Below are 16,900 nucleotides of genomic sequence, written 5' to 3' on the forward strand. Positions count from 1 at the left end.
CCGGCCTGAAAGGACGGCGAAGGGGTGCGGTCGCTCGTCATTGTCCTTTTACCCGTTCCTTTCCGCCCATGCTCCGCCCGCGTTGCCCGAGGGTCAGGCGCCACGGGCGGGGACTCGACTCCCGACAGGCAGAGATGTAAGAGAACAAATAGTGAACGATAGAGGCCTGGAATGTCCGATCGGACCCGGAAACGCATCCTGTCCATGTGGTTCCCCCGCCTGCCAAGCGAGCGGGTCTTGCGCCGCCGTCCCGTCGATGCGCCCTTTGCGCTGACCCTGACCCGCAAGAACACCGACCGGATCCATTGCCTGAACCCGCAGGCGGAACGCCGGGGCCTGCATCGCGGCATGAGCCTTGCCGATGCCCGCGCCTTCTGCCCTGCGCTGGTCAGTCAACCGGCGCGGCCGGACCTGGATGCGACGTTCCTGGCCAGCCTGCGACGCTGGGCGACGCGCTACTGCCCCTGGGTCGGCTTCGAAGGGGAGGACGGGCTGGTGCTGGACATCACCGGATCGGCGCATCTGTTCGGCGGCGAGGACGCGATGATGCAGGACATGCGGGCGCGGGCGGACCGGGCCGGGCTGACCCTGCGGCTGGGCTGTGCAGCGACCCGTGGCGCGGCCTGGGCCTTTGCCCGCCATGGCGAGGGGCAGCGCCCTCTGGACGCCCTGCCCGTCGCCGCCCTGCGGCTGGAGGACAAGACCGTCACCGGGCTGGAGCGGCTGGGCCTGCGCACCATCGGCGATCTGGCCGCCACCGCCCGCGCCCCCCTTGCCCGCCGCTTCGGGCCGGAGGTTCTGTTGCGGCTGGACCAGGCGCGGGGCGACCAGGCCGAGGCGATCACCCCCCGGACAGAGCCGCCCCGCTACGCCGCCCGCCTCAGCCTGCCCGAACCGATCGGGCTGTTCGACGACGTCATCGCGGCCACTGCCCGCCTTCTGACGCCGCTCTGCGAGAAGCTGAAAACCCACGAAAGCGGCGCCCGGCGCCTGCGGCTGACCCTGCGCCGCGTCGACCAGGGCAGCCAGCAGGTCGACCTGCGGCTGGCCGCCGCGATGCGCGACCCGGCCCGTATCCTGCCATTGTTCGAACGCGGGATCGGCACGATCGACGCGGGGTTCGGCATCGACCAGGTCCGGCTGGAGGCGACATTGGTCGAACCCCTGCCCATCCAGCAGATCAACGCCACCACCGCCCGCACCGGCCCCGACCGGCTGAACGACCTGATCACCCGGATCGGCACCCGCATCGGGCTGGAGAACGTGCAGCGCCTGCTGCCCGCCGACAGCCATGTCCCCGAGCGCAGCTTCATCGTCGCGCCCGCCGCCTATACCCGGCCGCAGGACGGCTGGTCCTGTCCGCGCCCGCGTCCGCTGTGCCTGTTCCCGCCCGAGGCGATCGCCGGCAGCGGCCCCCGCCCGCCCGACAGGTTCCGCTGGCGCAACATGTCGCTGGCCACCGGGCGCGCCACCGGGCCGGAACGGATCGTCCCCGAATGGTGGCTGGAGGACGAAAACTGGCGTCGGGGCCTGCGCGATTACTGGAAGGTCGAGACCCGGCAGGGCCGCCGCCTGTGGCTGTTTCACACCCCGCAGGATCCCGGCTGGTTCGTCCAGGGAGAATTCGCATGAGCTACGCCGAATTGTGCATCACCTCGAACTTCACCTTTCTCACCGGCGCCTCCCACCCGGAAGAACTGGTGTTGCGCGCCGCCGAACTGGGGCTGCCCGCCCTGGCCATCACCGATCGCAATTCGCTGGCCGGGGTGGTGCGCGCCTATTCCGCGCTCAAGTCCCTGCGCGCGGAACGCGAGATCGCGACCGGGGCGGCGCTGCGCATCCGCTCCAGCGTGCAGGCGGATGCCTCCTCGCGCCAGCCCGTGGGCACGCCCCGGGATCTGGCCCGCGACCTGCCGCGCGATCCGGCCCGGCCCGAGGCGCCCGCCCTGCCCCGGCTGATCACCGGCGCCCGGCTGGTGCTGCGCGATTGCCCGGTCCACTGGATCGCCCTGCCCACCGACCGCGCCGCCTACCAGCGATTGTCCCGGCTGCTGACCCTGGGCAAGCGGCGGGCGGAGAAAGGCGCCTGTCACCTGGACCTGCGTGACCTTGCCGAGGGCGGCCAGGGCATGATCCTGATCGCCCTGCCGCCCCCCGGCCTGACCGACCTGGCGCCCGCGCGCGCCCCGATCCAGCGACTGGTGCGGCGCTTTCCCGGCCATGTCTTCCTGGGGGCGCCGCCGCGCTACGACGGGTCGGACCAGGCCTGGTTCGACGCCTGCGCCGAGATGGCGCGGCGCAGTTCGGCCCCGATGGTGGCGGTGGGCGACGTGCTGATGCACCGCGCCGCGCGCAAGCAGCTGGCCGATGTGCTGACCTGCCTGCGCCACGGGCTGACCATCGACCGCATCGGCACCCGCGCCCTGCCCAATGCGGAGCGGCGGCTGAAAGGCTTTGCCGACATGGCCCGATTGTTCCGCAACCACCCGGCCGCGCTGCGCCGCAGCACGGAGATCGCCAGCCGGTGCAGCTTTGACCTGTCGGAGCTCAGCTACGAATACCCCGACGAGGCCTCCGGCATCGAGGCGCCGCAGCAACGGCTGGAACGGCTGGCGCGGGAGGGGCTGGCCCGGCGCTACCCGCAGGGCGCGGATCGGCGCGTCCACGACCTGCTGGCCAAGGAACTCTCCCTCGTGGGAGAGCTGGGCTATGCCGCCTATTTCCTGACCGTGCACGACATCGTGGCAGAAGCCCGGTCGCGCGGCATCCTGTGCCAGGGGCGCGGCTCCGCCGCCAATTCGGTCATCTGCTACCTGCTGGGTGTCACCGACGTGTCCCCCGACATCATCGGCATGGTCTTCGAACGCTTCATCTCCCGCCACCGGGGGGAACCGCCGGATATCGACGTGGATTTCGAACACGAATCCCGCGAGGAGATCATCCAGTGGATCTACGAAAGATACGGCCGCCACCGCGCCGGGCTTTGCGCCACGGTGATCCATTTCCGCACCCGCGCCGCGATCCGGGAGGTCGGCAAGGTGATGGGCCTCAGCCAGGACATGACCGCCAGCCTGTCCGGCCAGATCTGGGGCATGTCCAACGGCGGCGCCGATCCGGTGCGGATCCGCGAGCTGGGCCTGGACCCGGAGGACCGCCGCCTGGCCCAGACCATCCACCTGATCGGCGAGGTCATCGGCTTTCCCCGCCATCTCAGCCAGCATGTCGGCGGCTTCGTGATCACCCGTGGCCGCCTGGACGAGCTGTGTCCGATCGAAAATGCCGCCATGGAAGGCCGTACGGTGATCGAATGGGACAAGGACGATATCGACGCGCTCGGCATCCTCAAGGTCGACATCCTGAGCCTGGGCATGCTGACCTGCCTGCGCAAAAGCTTTGCCCTGCTGGCACAATTCGAGAACACGCCCCTGACCCTCGACACCGTGCCGCAGCACGACGCCGCCACTTATGACATGCTGTGCCGAGCCGATGCGGTGGGCGTGTTCCAGGTCGAAAGCCGCGCGCAGATGAATTTCCTGCCCCGGATGAAACCGCGCGAATTCTATGACCTGGTGATCGAGGTTGCCATCGTCCGCCCCGGGCCCATCCAGGGCGGCATGGTGCAACCCTATATCCGGCGCCGTCAGGGGCTGGAACGGCCCGAACCCTTTGGCCCCGCCCTGGCGGAGGTCACGCGCAAGACGCTGGGCGTGCCGTTGTTCCAGGAACAGGCGATGCAGATCGCCGTGGTCGGCGCCGGCTACTCGGCGGAGGAGGCCGACCACCTGCGCCGGTCCCTCGCCTCCTTTCGGCGCATGGGTACAATCGGCGCGCATCGCGACCGGTTCATCTCGGGGATGCGGGCCAATGGCTATGGCCTGGACATCGCCGAGGCCTGCTTTGCCCAGATCGAGGGGTTCGCCGATTACGGCTTCCCGGAAAGTCACGCCGCCGCCTTCGCGATGCTGACCTACGTGTCCTCCTGGCTGAAATGCCATCACCCGGCGATCTTCACCTGCGCGCTGCTGAATTCCCAGCCCATGGGCTTTTACGCGCCGGCCCAGCTCGTGCGCGACGCCCGGGAACACGGGGTGGAGGTGCGGCCGATCTGCGTCAACAGCAGCACCTGGGACAACCTGCTGGAGCGGCGGGCGGACGGCGCCCTGGCCCTGCGGCTGGGGTTCCGCCAGATCAAGGGCTTTCGCGAGGAAGACGCCGGCTGGATCGTCGCCGCGCGTGGCAACGGCTATCCCGATCCCGAAAGCCTGTGGCTGCGCGCCGGGATCGCGCCCGCGGTGCTGGAACGGCTGGCGGAGGCGGATGCCTTTGGCGGGATGGGTCTGGGCAGGCGCGATGCGCTTTGGGCGGTGCGGGCGATTTCGGCGCCCCGACCCATGCCATTGTTCTCCGACACCGTGGATGGCGAGGGAATGCGCGAACCCGCCGTGACCTTGCCCGCCATGCACCTGGGCGAGGAGGTGGTGGAGGATTACGTCGCCATGCGCCTGTCCCTGCGCGCCCATCCGATGGAGCTGCTGCGCCCCATGATCCCGGGGCTGACCGCTCATGACCAGCTGCCCACCACGCCGCTGCGCCGCACCAGCGTGTGCGGGCTGGTGATCACCCGCCAGCGCCCCGGAACGGCCTCGGGCGTGATCTTCCTGACGCTGGAGGACGAGACCGGCGTGGCCAATATCGTGGTCTGGAAACAAGTCTACGAGCGGTTCCGCCGCAGCGTGATGGGCGGGCGGCTGCTGCGCGTCACCGGCCAGTTGCAGCGCGAAGGCATCGTCGTGCACCTGATCGCCGAACAGATCGAGGATCTGTCTGGCCATATCCGGCGCCTGGGCCATCCGATGGACGACGCGGTCGGCATCACCCACCCCCAGGCCGATGATGCGCCCCGTCCGCGCCCGGCCACCCGCGCCATGCATCCGCGCGACCAGGCCAGGCAGCTGTTCCCAAGTCGGGATTTCCACTGACGCGCCGTGACGCGCCGGACGTTCCACGGCGACCGTAACGCGCCCCCCGGAGGCAGGCCGCCGCAACGACGCCCCGGCAGCGGCCCTGCCTGGCCCCGAGGCGGCCCGGCCCAAGCGCAGGCGCCGGCGACGAACGCCTGCCCGATGCCCGCGCCCGCCTGGCGCGGACCGCCGGTCAGCTTCGCACGGCGCCCTTGCCCTCGACCAGGTATTTGAAACTGGTCAGCTGCTCGGCTCCCACCGGGCCACGTGCATGCATCTTGCCGGTGGCAATCCCGATCTCCGCGCCCATGCCGAATTCACCGCCATCTGCAAATTGGGTGGAGGCGTTGCGCATCAGGATCGCGCTGTCCAGCCGTTCAAAGAAATGCGCGGCGGCCTGGTCGTCCTCGGTCACGATGGCATCGGTGTGGTTGGAACCATAGGTGCGGATATGGTCGATGGCCGCATCCACCCCGTCCACCAGCTTGGCCGCGCAGACCATATCGAGGAATTCCTTGCCGAAATCCTCCGGCCCGGCCTGGGTCACACCGTCCAGCTTGGTGAGTTCACCGGCACCGCGCACCTCCACCCCGGCGCGGGCCAGCGCATCGGTCAGGATCGGCCCGTGCTGGGTGTAGAACCGCCAGTCGATCAGCAGGCATTCCATCGCCCCGCAGATACCGGTGCGCCGGGTCTTGGCATTCAGCACGATCTCGACCGCCATCGCAGGATCGGCGGTGGCCCCGACATAGATATGGCAGATCCCCTCAAGATGGGCAAAGACCGGCACCCGCGCCTCCCGCTGGACCAGCCCGACCAGCCCCTTGCCGCCGCGCGGCACGATGACGTCGATATGATCCGTCATGGTCAGCATCTCGCTGACGGCGGCGCGGTCGCGGGTCGGCACCAGCTGGATCGCCGTTTCCGGCAGGCCGGCCTGTTTCAGGCCGGTGATCAGGCAATCATGGATCGCGGTAGAGCTGTGGAAACTTTCCGACCCGCCGCGCAGGATCACCGCATTGCCGGATTTCAGACACAACGCCCCGGCATCGGCGGTCACGTTGGGGCGGCTTTCGTAGATCACCCCGACCACGCCCAGCGGCGTACGCACCCGGCGGATGTTCAGCCCCGAGGGCATGTCCCATTCGGCGATCACCGCGCCCACCGGATCGCGCTGATCGGCCACGCTGCGCAGCCCGTCGACGATGCCGCGAATGCGCCCTTCGTCCAGGCGCAGCCGGTCCATCATCGCCGGCGTCAGGCCCTTGGCCTCTCCGTGAGCGAGGTCTTCGATATTGGCGTCGATGATCGCCTCGCGACGCGACCAGACCGCTTCGGCGGCCCCGATCAGCGCGGCATGCTTGCGCGCCGGATCGGCAAAGGCCAGCTCCGCCGCGGCGGCACGGGCGCGGCCACCAAGTTCGCGCATCACTTCAGGAATGTTGTCCAAGTCTTTCATATCTCGACCTTTCCCTCTTCAATCAGCGTCAGCATCGCCATGTCGTCCCGATGCACCAACGCGGCGCGACCAGGGTAGCCCAGGATCTCCTCGATCTCGGTACTGCGATGGCCGGCAATGGCCCGCGCCTCCGCGGCGGTATAGCGCGTCAGCCCGTGGCCCAGCACGCGGCCGTCGGGGGCGACCAGCTCGACCGGCTCCCCCCGGCCAAAGGCACCCAGCACCTGGGCCACGCCGGCCGGCAACAGGGATTTCCCCTGGCCAAGCGCCGTGGCCGCACCCGCATCCAGCACCAAACGACCCTGCGGTTTCATCGCCCCGATCCAGCCCTTGCGCGCCGTGCGCGGATCGCCGATCGCGTCGAACATAGTGGCGGGCGCGCCGTCTTCCAATGTCTTCAAAGGGTTCAGCGGCGATCCTAACGTGATCACCATGGCGCAACCGGCAGCTGTCGCGGTTTTGGCGGCCAGGATCTTGGTCTTCATTCCACCCTTGGACAGGCCAGAGCCGGCATCGCCGGCCATCGCCTCGATCTCGGGCGTGATACGAGCCACGCGGTCGAACCGGCGCGCGGCGGGGTCCTGCTGCGGGTTGGCGGTATAGAGGCCATCGACATCGGACAGCAGGACCAGACGGTCCGCGCCCACCGTGACCGCGACTTGTGCCGCCAGCCGATCGTTGTCGCCATAGCGGATTTCGTCCGTGGCGACGGTGTCGTTCTCGTTCACGATCGGCACCACGCCCAGCGACAGCAGCTGTTCCAGCGTGGCGCGGGAATTCAGGTAGCGGCGGCGGTCGGCGCTGTCTTCGAGGGTCACCAGAACCTGCGCCACCGTGATCCCATGATCGCCCAGCACCTTGCCATAGGCTGCCGCCAGCACGATCTGCCCGACAGCGGCGGCGGCCTGCGATTGTTCCAGCGCCAGCGCGCCGGTGCCCAGGCCCAGCTCTGCCCGGCCAAGCGCGATGGAGCCGGAAGAGACCAGCACCACATCCGCCCCCCGCGCGCGCAGCATAGCGACGTCATCGGCCAGCGAGGCCAACCAGCGCGCGTTCAACCGCCCCGTCGCACGATCGACCAGAAGGGCCGATCCGATCTTGACGACGATGCGCCGGGCACCGCTCAGGGCTGCCACGGGGCGTCCTCCTCCTCGGTCCCGCCGCGCCGGCGCAGGCGGTCCTCGTCAATCCGGGTGCGCAGAGCGCGCAGCGTATCGGTCAGCCCTTCGCCCGACGCGCCGGAGATCATCAGCACCGGCCCTCCGACGGCTTCCTCAAGGAATTCGCGCTGCATATCCCGCAGCTCGTCATCCAGAGCGTCAACCTTGTTCAACACGGTGATGCGCGGCTTTTCCGCCATCACGCCGCCATAGGCCTCAAGTTCATTGATGATGGTGCGGTAATCCCCCGCCACGTCATCGGCGGTGCCGTCCACCAGATGCAGCAGCACCGCGCAGCGTTCCACATGGCCCAGGAAAAGATCGCCCAGCCCCTTCCCTTCGGAGGCGCCTTCGATCAGGCCGGGGATATCGGCGACGACGAATTCCACCCCGTCCACACCGACGACCCCAAGGTTGGGATGCAGCGTGGTGAACGGATAATCCGCGACCTTGGGCCGCGCGTTGGACGTGGCCGACAGGAAGGTCGACTTGCCCGCATTGGGCAGGCCCAGCAGACCGACATCGGCGATCAGCTTCAGCCGCAGCCAGATGGTGCGCTCAACCCCCTCCTGCCCCGGGTTCGCACGGCGCGGCGCCTGGTTGGTCGAGGTCGTGAAATGCGCATTGCCGAACCCGCCGTTGCCGCCGCGCGCCAGCTGAACGCGCTGGCCCACCTCCGTCAGGTCGGCCAGTACGGTTTCCTCGTCCTCGTCCAGGATCTCGGTCCCGACGGGAACGCGCAGCACCACATCGTCGCTATCCGCACCGGAGCGCAGGCGCCCCATGCCGTTCTGACCGTTTTTCGCAAAGAAATGCTGTTGATAGCGGAAGTCGATCAGAGTGTTCAGCCCATCCACGGCCTCCGCCCAGACGTCACCGCCGCCGCCGCCATTGCCACCATCCGGTCCGCCATATTCGACGAACTTTTCCCGCCGAAAGGAAATGCATCCGTTGCCGCCCGAACCGGACCGGATATAGACCTTGGCGAGATCGAGAAACTTCATGTCACTCTCCTGCCGCAGACCCGTTCCGGTGCCGGCGGCGTGTTAGATGTTCTGCCCGTCGAGCTTGCGCAGGTAGGTCCAGGTGGGGACCGTCGCATTGCGCGCGACCGAGAAGCTTTCGGCATCGCCCACATAGGCGAAACCGGCATTCGTCAGCACCCGCGCAGAGGCGGGATTGTCCTGGAACACGCTGGCGAAAATGCTGCGATTGTCCAGTGGGTTCGCCGCGATCAGTGCCTGAACGGCGACCGAGGCGACGCCTGTGTTCCACCAGGCGGGCGCCACCCAGTAGCCGATTTCGGACTGCCCATCATCCAGCGCCGTGAGGCTGATCAGGCCCTTCAGCTCGGCCCCGCCCTGGCGGCTGGCATCCATTGCCCAGACATGTTCGGTGCGGTCCTGCGTCTGCGCGCGGCGCAGAAAGGCCTCCGTCGAGCCGGGCGGGAGCGGATGCGGGATGGAGGTGGTCATGCGGGCCACCCGTTCATCACCGCCGTAAAGGTCGATCAGACCCGCATCCGACCCGCGCAGCGGGCGCAGGTCCAGCGCCTCGCCCGGCAGGATCAGCTGATCCGTTTCCGTGAAATCCTGCATCCGCGTATCCTTTGCGCGGGGCGGTTGCCCTGAACGACGTACCGTGAACCGGCTGATCCCCGAAACGCAAAGGGGACCGGCCTGCGCCGATCCCCTGAGAAAGTCTTGATCCGAAGGTCGGCTTATTCTGCGGCCTCGGCCAGTGGCATGACCGAGATGAAGGTGCGGCCCTTAAGGCCCTTGTGAAACTTCACATTGCCTTCGACGGTCGCGAAAATGGTGTGGTCCTTGCCCAGGCCCACGCCATTACCCGGCCACCACTTGGTGCCGCGCTGACGTGCGATGATGTTGCCGGGGATGACGTTTTCGCCACCGTATTTCTTGATACCAAGGCGGCGACCAGCAGAGTCGCGACCGTTGCGGGATGAACCGCCAGCTTTCTTGTGTGCCATCTGTCGTTACTCCTTTTCTCAGCCGTTCACTTTGGCTTTGGCCTGATCGACCCAGCCTTCGCGTTCGATGCGGCCCTTGAACGACAGCTTGTCGTCCATCTCCGCGATGTCGGCGTCGCTCCACCCGGCGATCTGGGCAAAGCTGGTCACGCCAGCCTCATGCAGTTTCTTCTCCAGCGCGGGGCCCACGCCGGACAGTTCCTTCAGATCGTCGGCGCCAGCGGCTTCGGCCTTCTTGGCAGCTTTGGGCGCGGCGGCTTTCTTGGCCGGTGCGGGGGCTGCGGCAGCAACGGCGGCACCGGAGACGGAGCCGGCACCGATCGCGGCCTTGACGCCCGTGGCATCGCCACCGGAGGCCAGGATATCCGTGACCTTCAGCAGGGTCAGCTGCTGGCGGTGGCCCTTCGTCCGCTTGGACGAATGCTTCCGGCGACGCTTGACGAAGTTGATGACCTTGTCACCCTTGACCTGGTCGACGACCTCCGCCTGAACGGCCGCGCCTTCGACGAAGGGGCTGCCCAGAACGGTATCATCCCCGCCCAGCATCAGAATTTCGTTGAACTGGATCTTTTCACCGGCATCGGCGGCCAGTTTCTCGACACGCAGCAGATCGCCCGACTGGACCTTGTACTGCTTGCCGCCAGTCTTCATGACTGCGAACATCTTGACTTCCTTCTTCTGTCGCGTCCTGCGGTCCCCGGTTCGGCCTTTCGGCCGCTGCGGAAGTTTCGGGTTGCCCCACCTTCGAACTGCGCACCCTCTCGCGGGTGAAAAATTGACGAACCCGGCAAAGCTGGGCCTGCCGGGATGGGCGGCTTATCGGGAAGTTCCCCCCGAATGTCAAGGCCCCGAAGCCCTGCATGCGCGATGGACGGACAGCTACAGATCCTCGCCCGTCATCTGGAAGGACACGGCCAGCCCCAGGTCATGGTAGATCTCGTTATACAGCGTCTCGAACCCGGCAAACAACGCCCTGTTCATCGCCTGCCCTGCCGCGGTCTTCGACAAATCGGCATAGGCATGGATATCGGCCAGGTCCAACGGCGCATAGGCAAAGGTCAGGTAAGCCATTAGCCAAACTTGCGATTCCTCCCGCGTTGCGGCTTCCTGCGACCAGACCTCGCGCAGCATCTCCTCCTCCGCCATGGCAAAGGCACCACCGTCGACCAGGCCCTGATAGAAATGCAGATTGGCATTCAGCGCACCGGATACGTTCATTTCCACCAGGTCGTTGGCCGCGATGTAATCGTTGATCGCGGCATGCCGTTCAGGGGCGTCGACCTCCAGCGTTTCGGCGCGGGCCTCGGCGGTGTCTTCCACCTCCGGGTCGAGAAAGGCGCGGCGGCCCTCGATCTCCAGCGCAACAATTTCCTGGCCCGCCCCCTCGGTAAAGAAGACCTCAAGCCGGGTCAGCGCCTCGGGCGGCAAGTCAGACAGTTCCTCCCGGAAGCCGCTGCGCATCAGCGCGTTCATGCGGTCTGCATCGTAGATCTTGTCCACCATGGCCGCCCAGCCGGTGCCGCCGTCGCCTTCCAGATATTCGCGGGCAAGGGTCTGGGACATCTGGCCACCCTCCTCCTGCATGACGGTCAACAGCTCCGGCAAGCGCAGCGCCGCGTAGACGCTGTCCACCGTCGCCGCACGTAGCGGCGCAGCGAGCAAGCACAACGTCAGCACCGCCGCGCCGGGGCGCATTCGGGGCATGTGAACAGCAGGCAAGATCACAGCTCCTGCCCCGGTTGCAGATCGGCGATACGGGCGGCCAGGGCCTCGAATCGATTGGCCATGATCTCGTATTGCACGGCGTTCATCAGCTCGTAGAGTTCCTGCATCGCCGGCGTTTCCAACGCCTTGGCATAGGTCAGCAGTTCGTCATCGGAAAACTCCCGGTAGGTATGGGCGGAACTGGTCATCGCCGACAGTTTCGCCGCCTCCTGCAACACCTCCGCCTGTTCGGCCTGTGCGGCGCGCAGCCCCTCTTCGTCCAGCTTCAGCTCCACCAGGCCGGCGTCGCGGGCGGCCAGCAGGAACCGCAACTCGATCTCCTGCATGGCGCGGACGGAATGTTCGGCAGTGTCCACCGCGGTGACCAGCCGTTGCAGCGCCTCAAGCCGGGGGCCGTCATCTTCCATCAGCCGGGCCAGTCGGTCGCTGCCGTCCTCGCGTTTTTCCGCGCGATCCGCCATGTGGGACGCATTTTCAGCCGTCACCAGCTTCTGCCCCAGGTCGGAGGCATAGAAATCCGCCGCGTGGGTCAGCACCCGGTCGTCCAGGGTCGCCGCAAGGATGTCCAGCGCCATGTCCTGCATCCGGGCGACGTCGAAAACCTCGTCCGCCATGAAGGACCAGGCCACCCCGAAATCCGACGCCTCCAGCCCAAGCATGGCGGGCCCGTCCTCCGCCGACAGCTTGATCGATTCCAGCGCCACGTCAAATCCTGTGACGTTCAGGAATGCCTCCAGCCGGTCCCGATTTGCGGCACGCGCTGGTGGCGCCAGGCTGAGCATCAGCGCCGTCATCCCCAGGCAGAGCCACAGGACCATGCGGCCAAGCCCCCCTGAGGCGTTGCGATTTGTCTTGCGCGAAAGGGCGATTGCGTTGCTCATGTCTGGCCTGTCCGGGTGGTTTCTGGCATTGCAGCACAACCTAGGTGCTTCCGACCGAAGAACAATGCAAAACTCCCTTGCACCCCCTGCCGTTCACCTTTATGTCAGCCCTCCAGACCCCCGCGGAGAGGTGCCGGAGTGGTCGAACGGGGCGGTCTCGAAAACCGTTGACCCTTCACGGGGTCCCAGGGTTCGAATCCCTGTCTCTCCGCCAGCACGCCTAAGTCATTGATTTGTAAGAGCAGAATCGGGTGTGGTACACCTCTCTGCGTGGTACATGATGGACCACAGGACACGGCATCCCAGCGCCTCAGGCAGACAAGAGCCTGACATGCAGTATCTCACCAAGCCCCGAGGGCGGGGGTATTCGCTGCGCATGGTCACCCCAGATGTCCTGATAGGCACCAAGAACCCTTGGACGGGAAAGCCGTTCGGAAGAGAGATCAAGTTGGGTCTCAACACCCGCAGCCATGCAGAGGCGGTCCGACTTCGTGACGTGCGCATCGGACAGGTCAGGCAGCTTGAGGCGGAGGCGCTGGCGAATGCCGGAAGGAAGAACGTCGGCAAGATCATCGACCTGACGCCTGAGAGCGCCGCTGAGTGGCGACAGATGCGCGAGGAGGCCGATGACCCCGACGCCATTGACCTTGTCCTCACCGACGAACTGGAGCGGGCTGAGAGGGCCGGGAGAGGTCGGCAGGCTGAGACGTTCGGCAAGATGGTCTTCAGGGGTGCGATTCCCTTGGGCAAGGCACTGGAGATGTACCTAGAGGAGCGCAGAGAAGGGAACCCCTACGGCTACGATCCCTTGGCGATCACCACAGCGATGAACGTCAGGTCTTCGATGAAACACCTTGTCGCGTTCCTTGGCGGAGAAAACCCGACCTTGCACGACGTCACCCCTGACAGGGTCTTCAGATTCAGGAACGAATACCTACCCTTGGCGGCGAAGGTAAGCGTGAAGACTGTGGCGAAGCACACAACGCTCCTTCGAGGGCTGTGGGCTTGGGCCATCACGGACAAGCGGCTCCTGAAATCGAGAAGCGGCAAGCCGATTAGAAACCCGTGGATCGTGCAGGAGCAAAGGACATCGAAGAAGCTGGCGACGAAGAAGAAACCTGATGAGAAACGCGATGCATTCACGCCTGATCAGGTGACCAAGCTGTTCGAAGGCTTTCCCGCTTGGGGCAACAGGCAAGGCGACCTTCTACGGCTGGCACTGGCGACCGGATGCCGGGTGGACGAGATCGGGGCGCTGAAGCTGGAACACGTCTCCAGTGATGGCTCAGGCTTCGATATCGTGAAGGGAAAGACTGACAACGCGAAGCGGTACATTCCGGTTGTGGAGAAGGCCCAGCGCCTCTTGGCTCAGAGGGTCGAGATGGTGAAGGACATGCAAGAAGGGACGCCCGAGGAGCAGCTACGGCTTTTTCCTGAGTGGCCGCTGAAGCCTTCGACGCAGAAGGTGAACTCAGCATCCCAGTGGTTCACCCGGTACAGGCGGCAGGCGCTGGGCGCTGAGACCGACGGCAGGTTGGCGATGCACTCCTTCAGGCACACTTGGCGGACTATGGCGCGTCGGGCCGGTGTTGCTGAGGATCGCATCCACGAGCTTGGTGGATGGAGCGACGAGCAGAAGAACACCTCCAAGGACTACGATCACGGTCTGGGCAACGAGCTTCTTCGTGAGGAGCAGGGCAAGGTGTGGAAGGCCCTGAAGGACGCCGGGTATCTTGAGGCTTTCTAGGTGCCACCATTGAAGATAGCCACGGCGTCTGTGGTGGGACGACGCTCCCACAGGACGAGGGGTCTCAAATATCGAGACGCCTTTTCACGCGCGGTGGTTTCTTCGGCTGGTCCTATGGCTCCTTCCTTGGGTCTCTTGCCACGAGGTGATGACACCTTGTGCGGGGCCTGAGGGAGGGCTGAGGTGCTCCCTTGGGTATGCAACCTCTGGCCATGCAGATTGCATAGGCTTGGACCAGCGATTTGGACCCACGCAACCGAAGAGAACCCAGAAATGACTGAAATAAAACAGGGCGTTACGCGCCCAAGACGTATGCGCTTGCCTCTAAAAGCGTTGAAAACCGAACCGGACGACTTCCAGTTCCGCGAGTTCGAGGTAACGGAAGACCACGTACGCAGCCTGGAAGATGCCCTGAAGTCCGGTGCCGAGCTTGATCCGCTGACCGTGTGGAAGCGAGACGATGACGACTTTGTCGTGGTGGACGGTCACCATAGACATGCGGCGTACTGCGCCAGCGGACATACCAAGCCGGTCCCCGTCGTGGTTCACGAATGCAGCGAACGCGATGCGATGCTTCTAGCCTTACGCGAGAACAGCAAGACCAAGCTGCCCATGACGAAGACGGAGCGCACCAACGCAGCGTGGCGGCTTGTCTGCTCCGACCACGAACTGTCGAAGGCGGAGACCGTCAGCGCTACAGGCGTGAGCGATGGCACCGTGGCGAAGATGCGCAAGACCCGGCGCCGCCTTGATGAACAGGACACTCCCCTGCCTGAAACATGGTGGGAGGCAATGCGGGTCTTGAAGGGAACGGAAAGACCGGAGTGGGATGACGACATGAAGGAACAGATGATCGAAGCAAGGGCAAGGCAGCTGGACGACGCGGCAGGCAAAGAGATTGGCTACATGGCGGAGCGGCAATGGGAAGCGCTGGCAATCGTCCTTGAGCGCCGTCTGAGTTCTCAAGTGCTGGGCTACGTACTGGACGAGCTACGGTTCAGGAACGAGGAGGACGACTTCGAGACGCCATTCTGAGAACCGGCTTCTTGATGCCCCGAAAATCTGAACGGCTTACTATACATGGCCGCGAAGCGCTTTTCCCCCCTTTGGTGATGAGGGGCCACAGGGGGGAAGCGATGGCATGTCCGAAGCCACGGACCAGCTGTCAGGACGTTCCCAGCACTCGCCCCTTGGTGACGAAAACCTGCACCCGACCAGCACACCATCCAAGCTCTCCATCACCCAAACTCTCGATGCGGGCGACAGGGAACCAGCGGCAGGCCGGTCGGACAACGAACGTGACATGGAACAGGAAGAAGGGAAGCGTGTAGCAGCGCATTGATGAGCCTTTCTGTCTGGTTGGATTGTTGCGTGGTTGAGAGGTCAGGGAGTAGCGCACCTTCCAATTGAGGACTCTGCGGCATCCTGACTCAGTCTAGGGTGTCGCTCCCCTTTGTCCGCAAGGGTATGGGCTAACGTACACGCGCAACAGGCTCCATAAAGGCGTCCTTAAGGGTTGCCTTGAGTCAACGGACATTGATATAAAAGGACACTACTCAATCGGACACTACGGAGCCATCATGTCTCAAACCATTCTGTACGCCCGCGTCAGCACCAAAGATCAGAACCTCGACCACCAGCTTACGCAAGCGGAGGCCGCAGGCCATAAAGTCGATGAGGTCGTGGCGGACCATGGTATCTCTGGCATCACCACTCATTTATGTGGCCGTCCGGAAGGCAAACGTCTCTACGACAAGTTGCGAAGGGGTGACGTTTTGGTCGTCCGCTGGGTAGATCGGTTGGGGCGGAACTACCAAGACGTGACGGATACCATCCGGGACTTCATGCGGCGGGGCGTCGTAATCCGAACTGTGATTAACAACATGACCTTTGACGGAGCCACCTCAGACCCCACGCAGATGGCCGTAAGAGACGCTCTCATAGGGTTCATGGCCGCGACGGCACAGGCCCAAGCGGAAGCCATCAAAGAAGCCCAGAAGGCCGGCATAGAGGCCAGCAAGGCCAATCCTGCGAAGTACCGAGGCAAGAAGCCCAGCTACAACCGAGAGACGCTCTTGCAGGTCCAATCCATGCTATCCGAGGGCCAGAGGCCAAGTTGGATCGCAAGTGCCACGGGCTTGACCCGGCAGACGGTACTGAGAATAAAGGCTGACCCTGTGGCTGCACACGCCGCTGTGGACCGATGGCGATAGAAGTGATCGCCCGTTCCTTCGTAGGGCAAGAAGGTCGTATGTGAACGACTGCAAAAATGGGGACTCCTATGCTCATAGACGGACAAACAGTCTTCTCTAGACCGACCTTGGTCGCTGGCCGAACGCTCCTGTCGACAGTGGCGATAGTCATCATCATTGACGCTTACGGGCTGGACCTTTCAGGGTTGGAGCTTCTGGGGGTTCCCATACCTGCAGAGAAGCTAAACGGGCCGTTGGCATGGGGCATCGGTTTGCTTCTCTTGAGCTACGCTGTGAACTGGTTCACCGACGTGTTGTCATATGTCGGATGGAACAGTGGGGAGCGTGTCCAGAAGCAATCTGTTTGGGGAGGCGGTAAAGCTGAAGCTTTGCAAACAAAACTCGCCAATCTCATATGGAGCCTATCAAGCACGGCTAAGGAGGTTGAAACAGATATCAAAGCAGGCAAAGCGCAAAGTGAGGCCGTGGACGATCTGAAGGGAGCCGTGGAGCAACTAAGTGAGATCAAGCGAGGTATATCCCGGTTAAGGCTAGTTGGAGGGCTGTTTGTCTATGTGTGGCACGGCTTAGTTCCGTTGGGTGCTACTGCATGGGCTATGTGCATTCTTCTGCGTATTCATTGAAGCCCAAGCTAATGCCCTTCCCTTTCGACTTTGAGCTTAATACACTATCAAAACGGCTGCGGTAGATGTGGTACACCTCGATATCCGGATAAAGATGTACCACAAGAGCCACATAACGTACTGATATTACTGGACATCCCT

At 64.7% G+C, this 16,900-nt stretch carries 15 protein-coding genes and 1 tRNA gene; 8 read left to right on the plus strand and 8 right to left on the minus strand.

Annotated elements, in window-relative coordinates:
- Positions 1-171: 171 nt before the first annotated feature.
- Positions 172-1,632, plus strand: coding sequence for a Y-family DNA polymerase (locus G5A46_RS15325; RefSeq protein ID WP_163850762.1), 1,461 nt, complete (start codon positions 172-174; stop codon positions 1,630-1,632).
- A complete protein-coding gene (locus G5A46_RS15330; RefSeq protein ID WP_163850764.1) occupies positions 1,629-4,979 on the plus strand; it encodes an error-prone DNA polymerase in 3,351 nt (1,116 codons plus the stop codon). Before G5A46_RS15325 ends, G5A46_RS15330 begins: the two co-directional genes overlap by 4 nt.
- 175 nt (positions 4,980-5,154) lie before the next feature.
- On the opposite strand, the gene G5A46_RS15335 is transcribed toward G5A46_RS15330, so the two are convergent.
- From G5A46_RS15335 to G5A46_RS15370, 8 genes are all read right to left on the minus strand, one after another.
- Positions 5,155-6,420, minus strand: a complete 1,266-nt coding sequence (locus G5A46_RS15335) for a glutamate-5-semialdehyde dehydrogenase (protein ID WP_163850767.1) — start codon at positions 6,418-6,420, stop codon at positions 5,155-5,157.
- Positions 6,417-7,556, minus strand: a complete 1,140-nt coding sequence (proB, locus tag G5A46_RS15340) for a glutamate 5-kinase (RefSeq protein WP_163850769.1) — start codon at positions 7,554-7,556, stop codon at positions 6,417-6,419. Before proB ends, G5A46_RS15335 begins: the two co-directional genes overlap by 4 nt.
- Positions 7,544-8,584: a GTPase ObgE gene (gene obgE, locus G5A46_RS15345; protein WP_163850771.1), complete on the minus strand. Its 1,041-nt coding sequence runs from the start codon at positions 8,582-8,584 to the stop codon at positions 7,544-7,546. Before obgE ends, proB begins: the two co-directional genes overlap by 13 nt.
- A gap of 42 nt (positions 8,585-8,626) precedes the next feature.
- Entirely contained in the window at positions 8,627-9,178 is a 552-nt protein-coding gene (locus tag G5A46_RS15350; RefSeq protein ID WP_163850772.1) for a GNAT family N-acetyltransferase, read from the minus strand.
- Positions 9,179-9,300: 122 nt separating this feature from the next.
- Complete coding sequence (gene rpmA, locus G5A46_RS15355) at positions 9,301-9,570, minus strand: 50S ribosomal protein L27 (RefSeq protein WP_163850774.1); 270 nt, start codon at positions 9,568-9,570, stop codon at positions 9,301-9,303.
- Positions 9,571-9,588: 18 nt separating this feature from the next.
- On the minus strand, positions 9,589-10,233 hold the full coding sequence (locus tag G5A46_RS15360; protein ID WP_163850776.1) for a 50S ribosomal protein L21: 645 nt from the start codon (positions 10,231-10,233) through the stop codon (positions 9,589-9,591).
- 216 nt (positions 10,234-10,449) lie between these two features.
- Positions 10,450-11,289 carry a hypothetical protein gene (locus G5A46_RS15365; RefSeq protein ID WP_163850778.1) on the minus strand — a complete coding sequence of 280 codons (840 nt, stop codon included), beginning with the start codon at positions 11,287-11,289 and terminating at the stop codon, positions 10,450-10,452.
- A 2-nt stretch (positions 11,290-11,291) separates the two neighbouring features.
- Complete coding sequence (locus tag G5A46_RS15370; protein ID WP_239520971.1) at positions 11,292-12,176, minus strand: DUF2059 domain-containing protein; 885 nt, start codon at positions 12,174-12,176, stop codon at positions 11,292-11,294.
- Between the two features lie 124 nt (positions 12,177-12,300).
- On the opposite strand from G5A46_RS15370, the gene G5A46_RS15375 reads away from it, so the two are divergent.
- From G5A46_RS15375 to G5A46_RS15400, 6 genes are all read left to right on the plus strand, one after another.
- A tRNA-Ser gene (locus G5A46_RS15375) sits at positions 12,301-12,390 on the plus strand.
- A gap of 117 nt (positions 12,391-12,507) precedes the next feature.
- Complete coding sequence (locus G5A46_RS15380) at positions 12,508-13,923, plus strand: tyrosine-type recombinase/integrase (RefSeq protein WP_163850780.1); 1,416 nt, start codon at positions 12,508-12,510, stop codon at positions 13,921-13,923.
- A 273-nt stretch (positions 13,924-14,196) separates the two neighbouring features.
- A complete protein-coding gene (locus G5A46_RS15385; protein ID WP_163850783.1) occupies positions 14,197-14,958 on the plus strand; it encodes a ParB N-terminal domain-containing protein in 762 nt (253 codons plus the stop codon).
- 106 nt (positions 14,959-15,064) lie between these two features.
- The gene (locus tag G5A46_RS15390) at positions 15,065-15,265 is read left to right on the plus strand and encodes a hypothetical protein (RefSeq protein WP_163850785.1); all 201 of its coding nucleotides are present in this window, start codon (positions 15,065-15,067) and stop codon (positions 15,263-15,265) included.
- Positions 15,266-15,503: 238 nt separating this feature from the next.
- Complete coding sequence (locus G5A46_RS15395) at positions 15,504-16,136, plus strand: recombinase family protein (protein ID WP_163850787.1); 633 nt, start codon at positions 15,504-15,506, stop codon at positions 16,134-16,136.
- Between the two features lie 68 nt (positions 16,137-16,204).
- Positions 16,205-16,759 carry a hypothetical protein gene (locus tag G5A46_RS15400; protein WP_163850789.1) on the plus strand — a complete coding sequence of 185 codons (555 nt, stop codon included), beginning with the start codon at positions 16,205-16,207 and terminating at the stop codon, positions 16,757-16,759.
- Positions 16,760-16,900 lie beyond the last annotated feature (141 nt).

Source organism: Pseudooceanicola aestuarii (assembly GCF_010614805.1).
Classification (GTDB): domain Bacteria; phylum Pseudomonadota; class Alphaproteobacteria; order Rhodobacterales; family Rhodobacteraceae; genus Pseudooceanicola; species Pseudooceanicola aestuarii.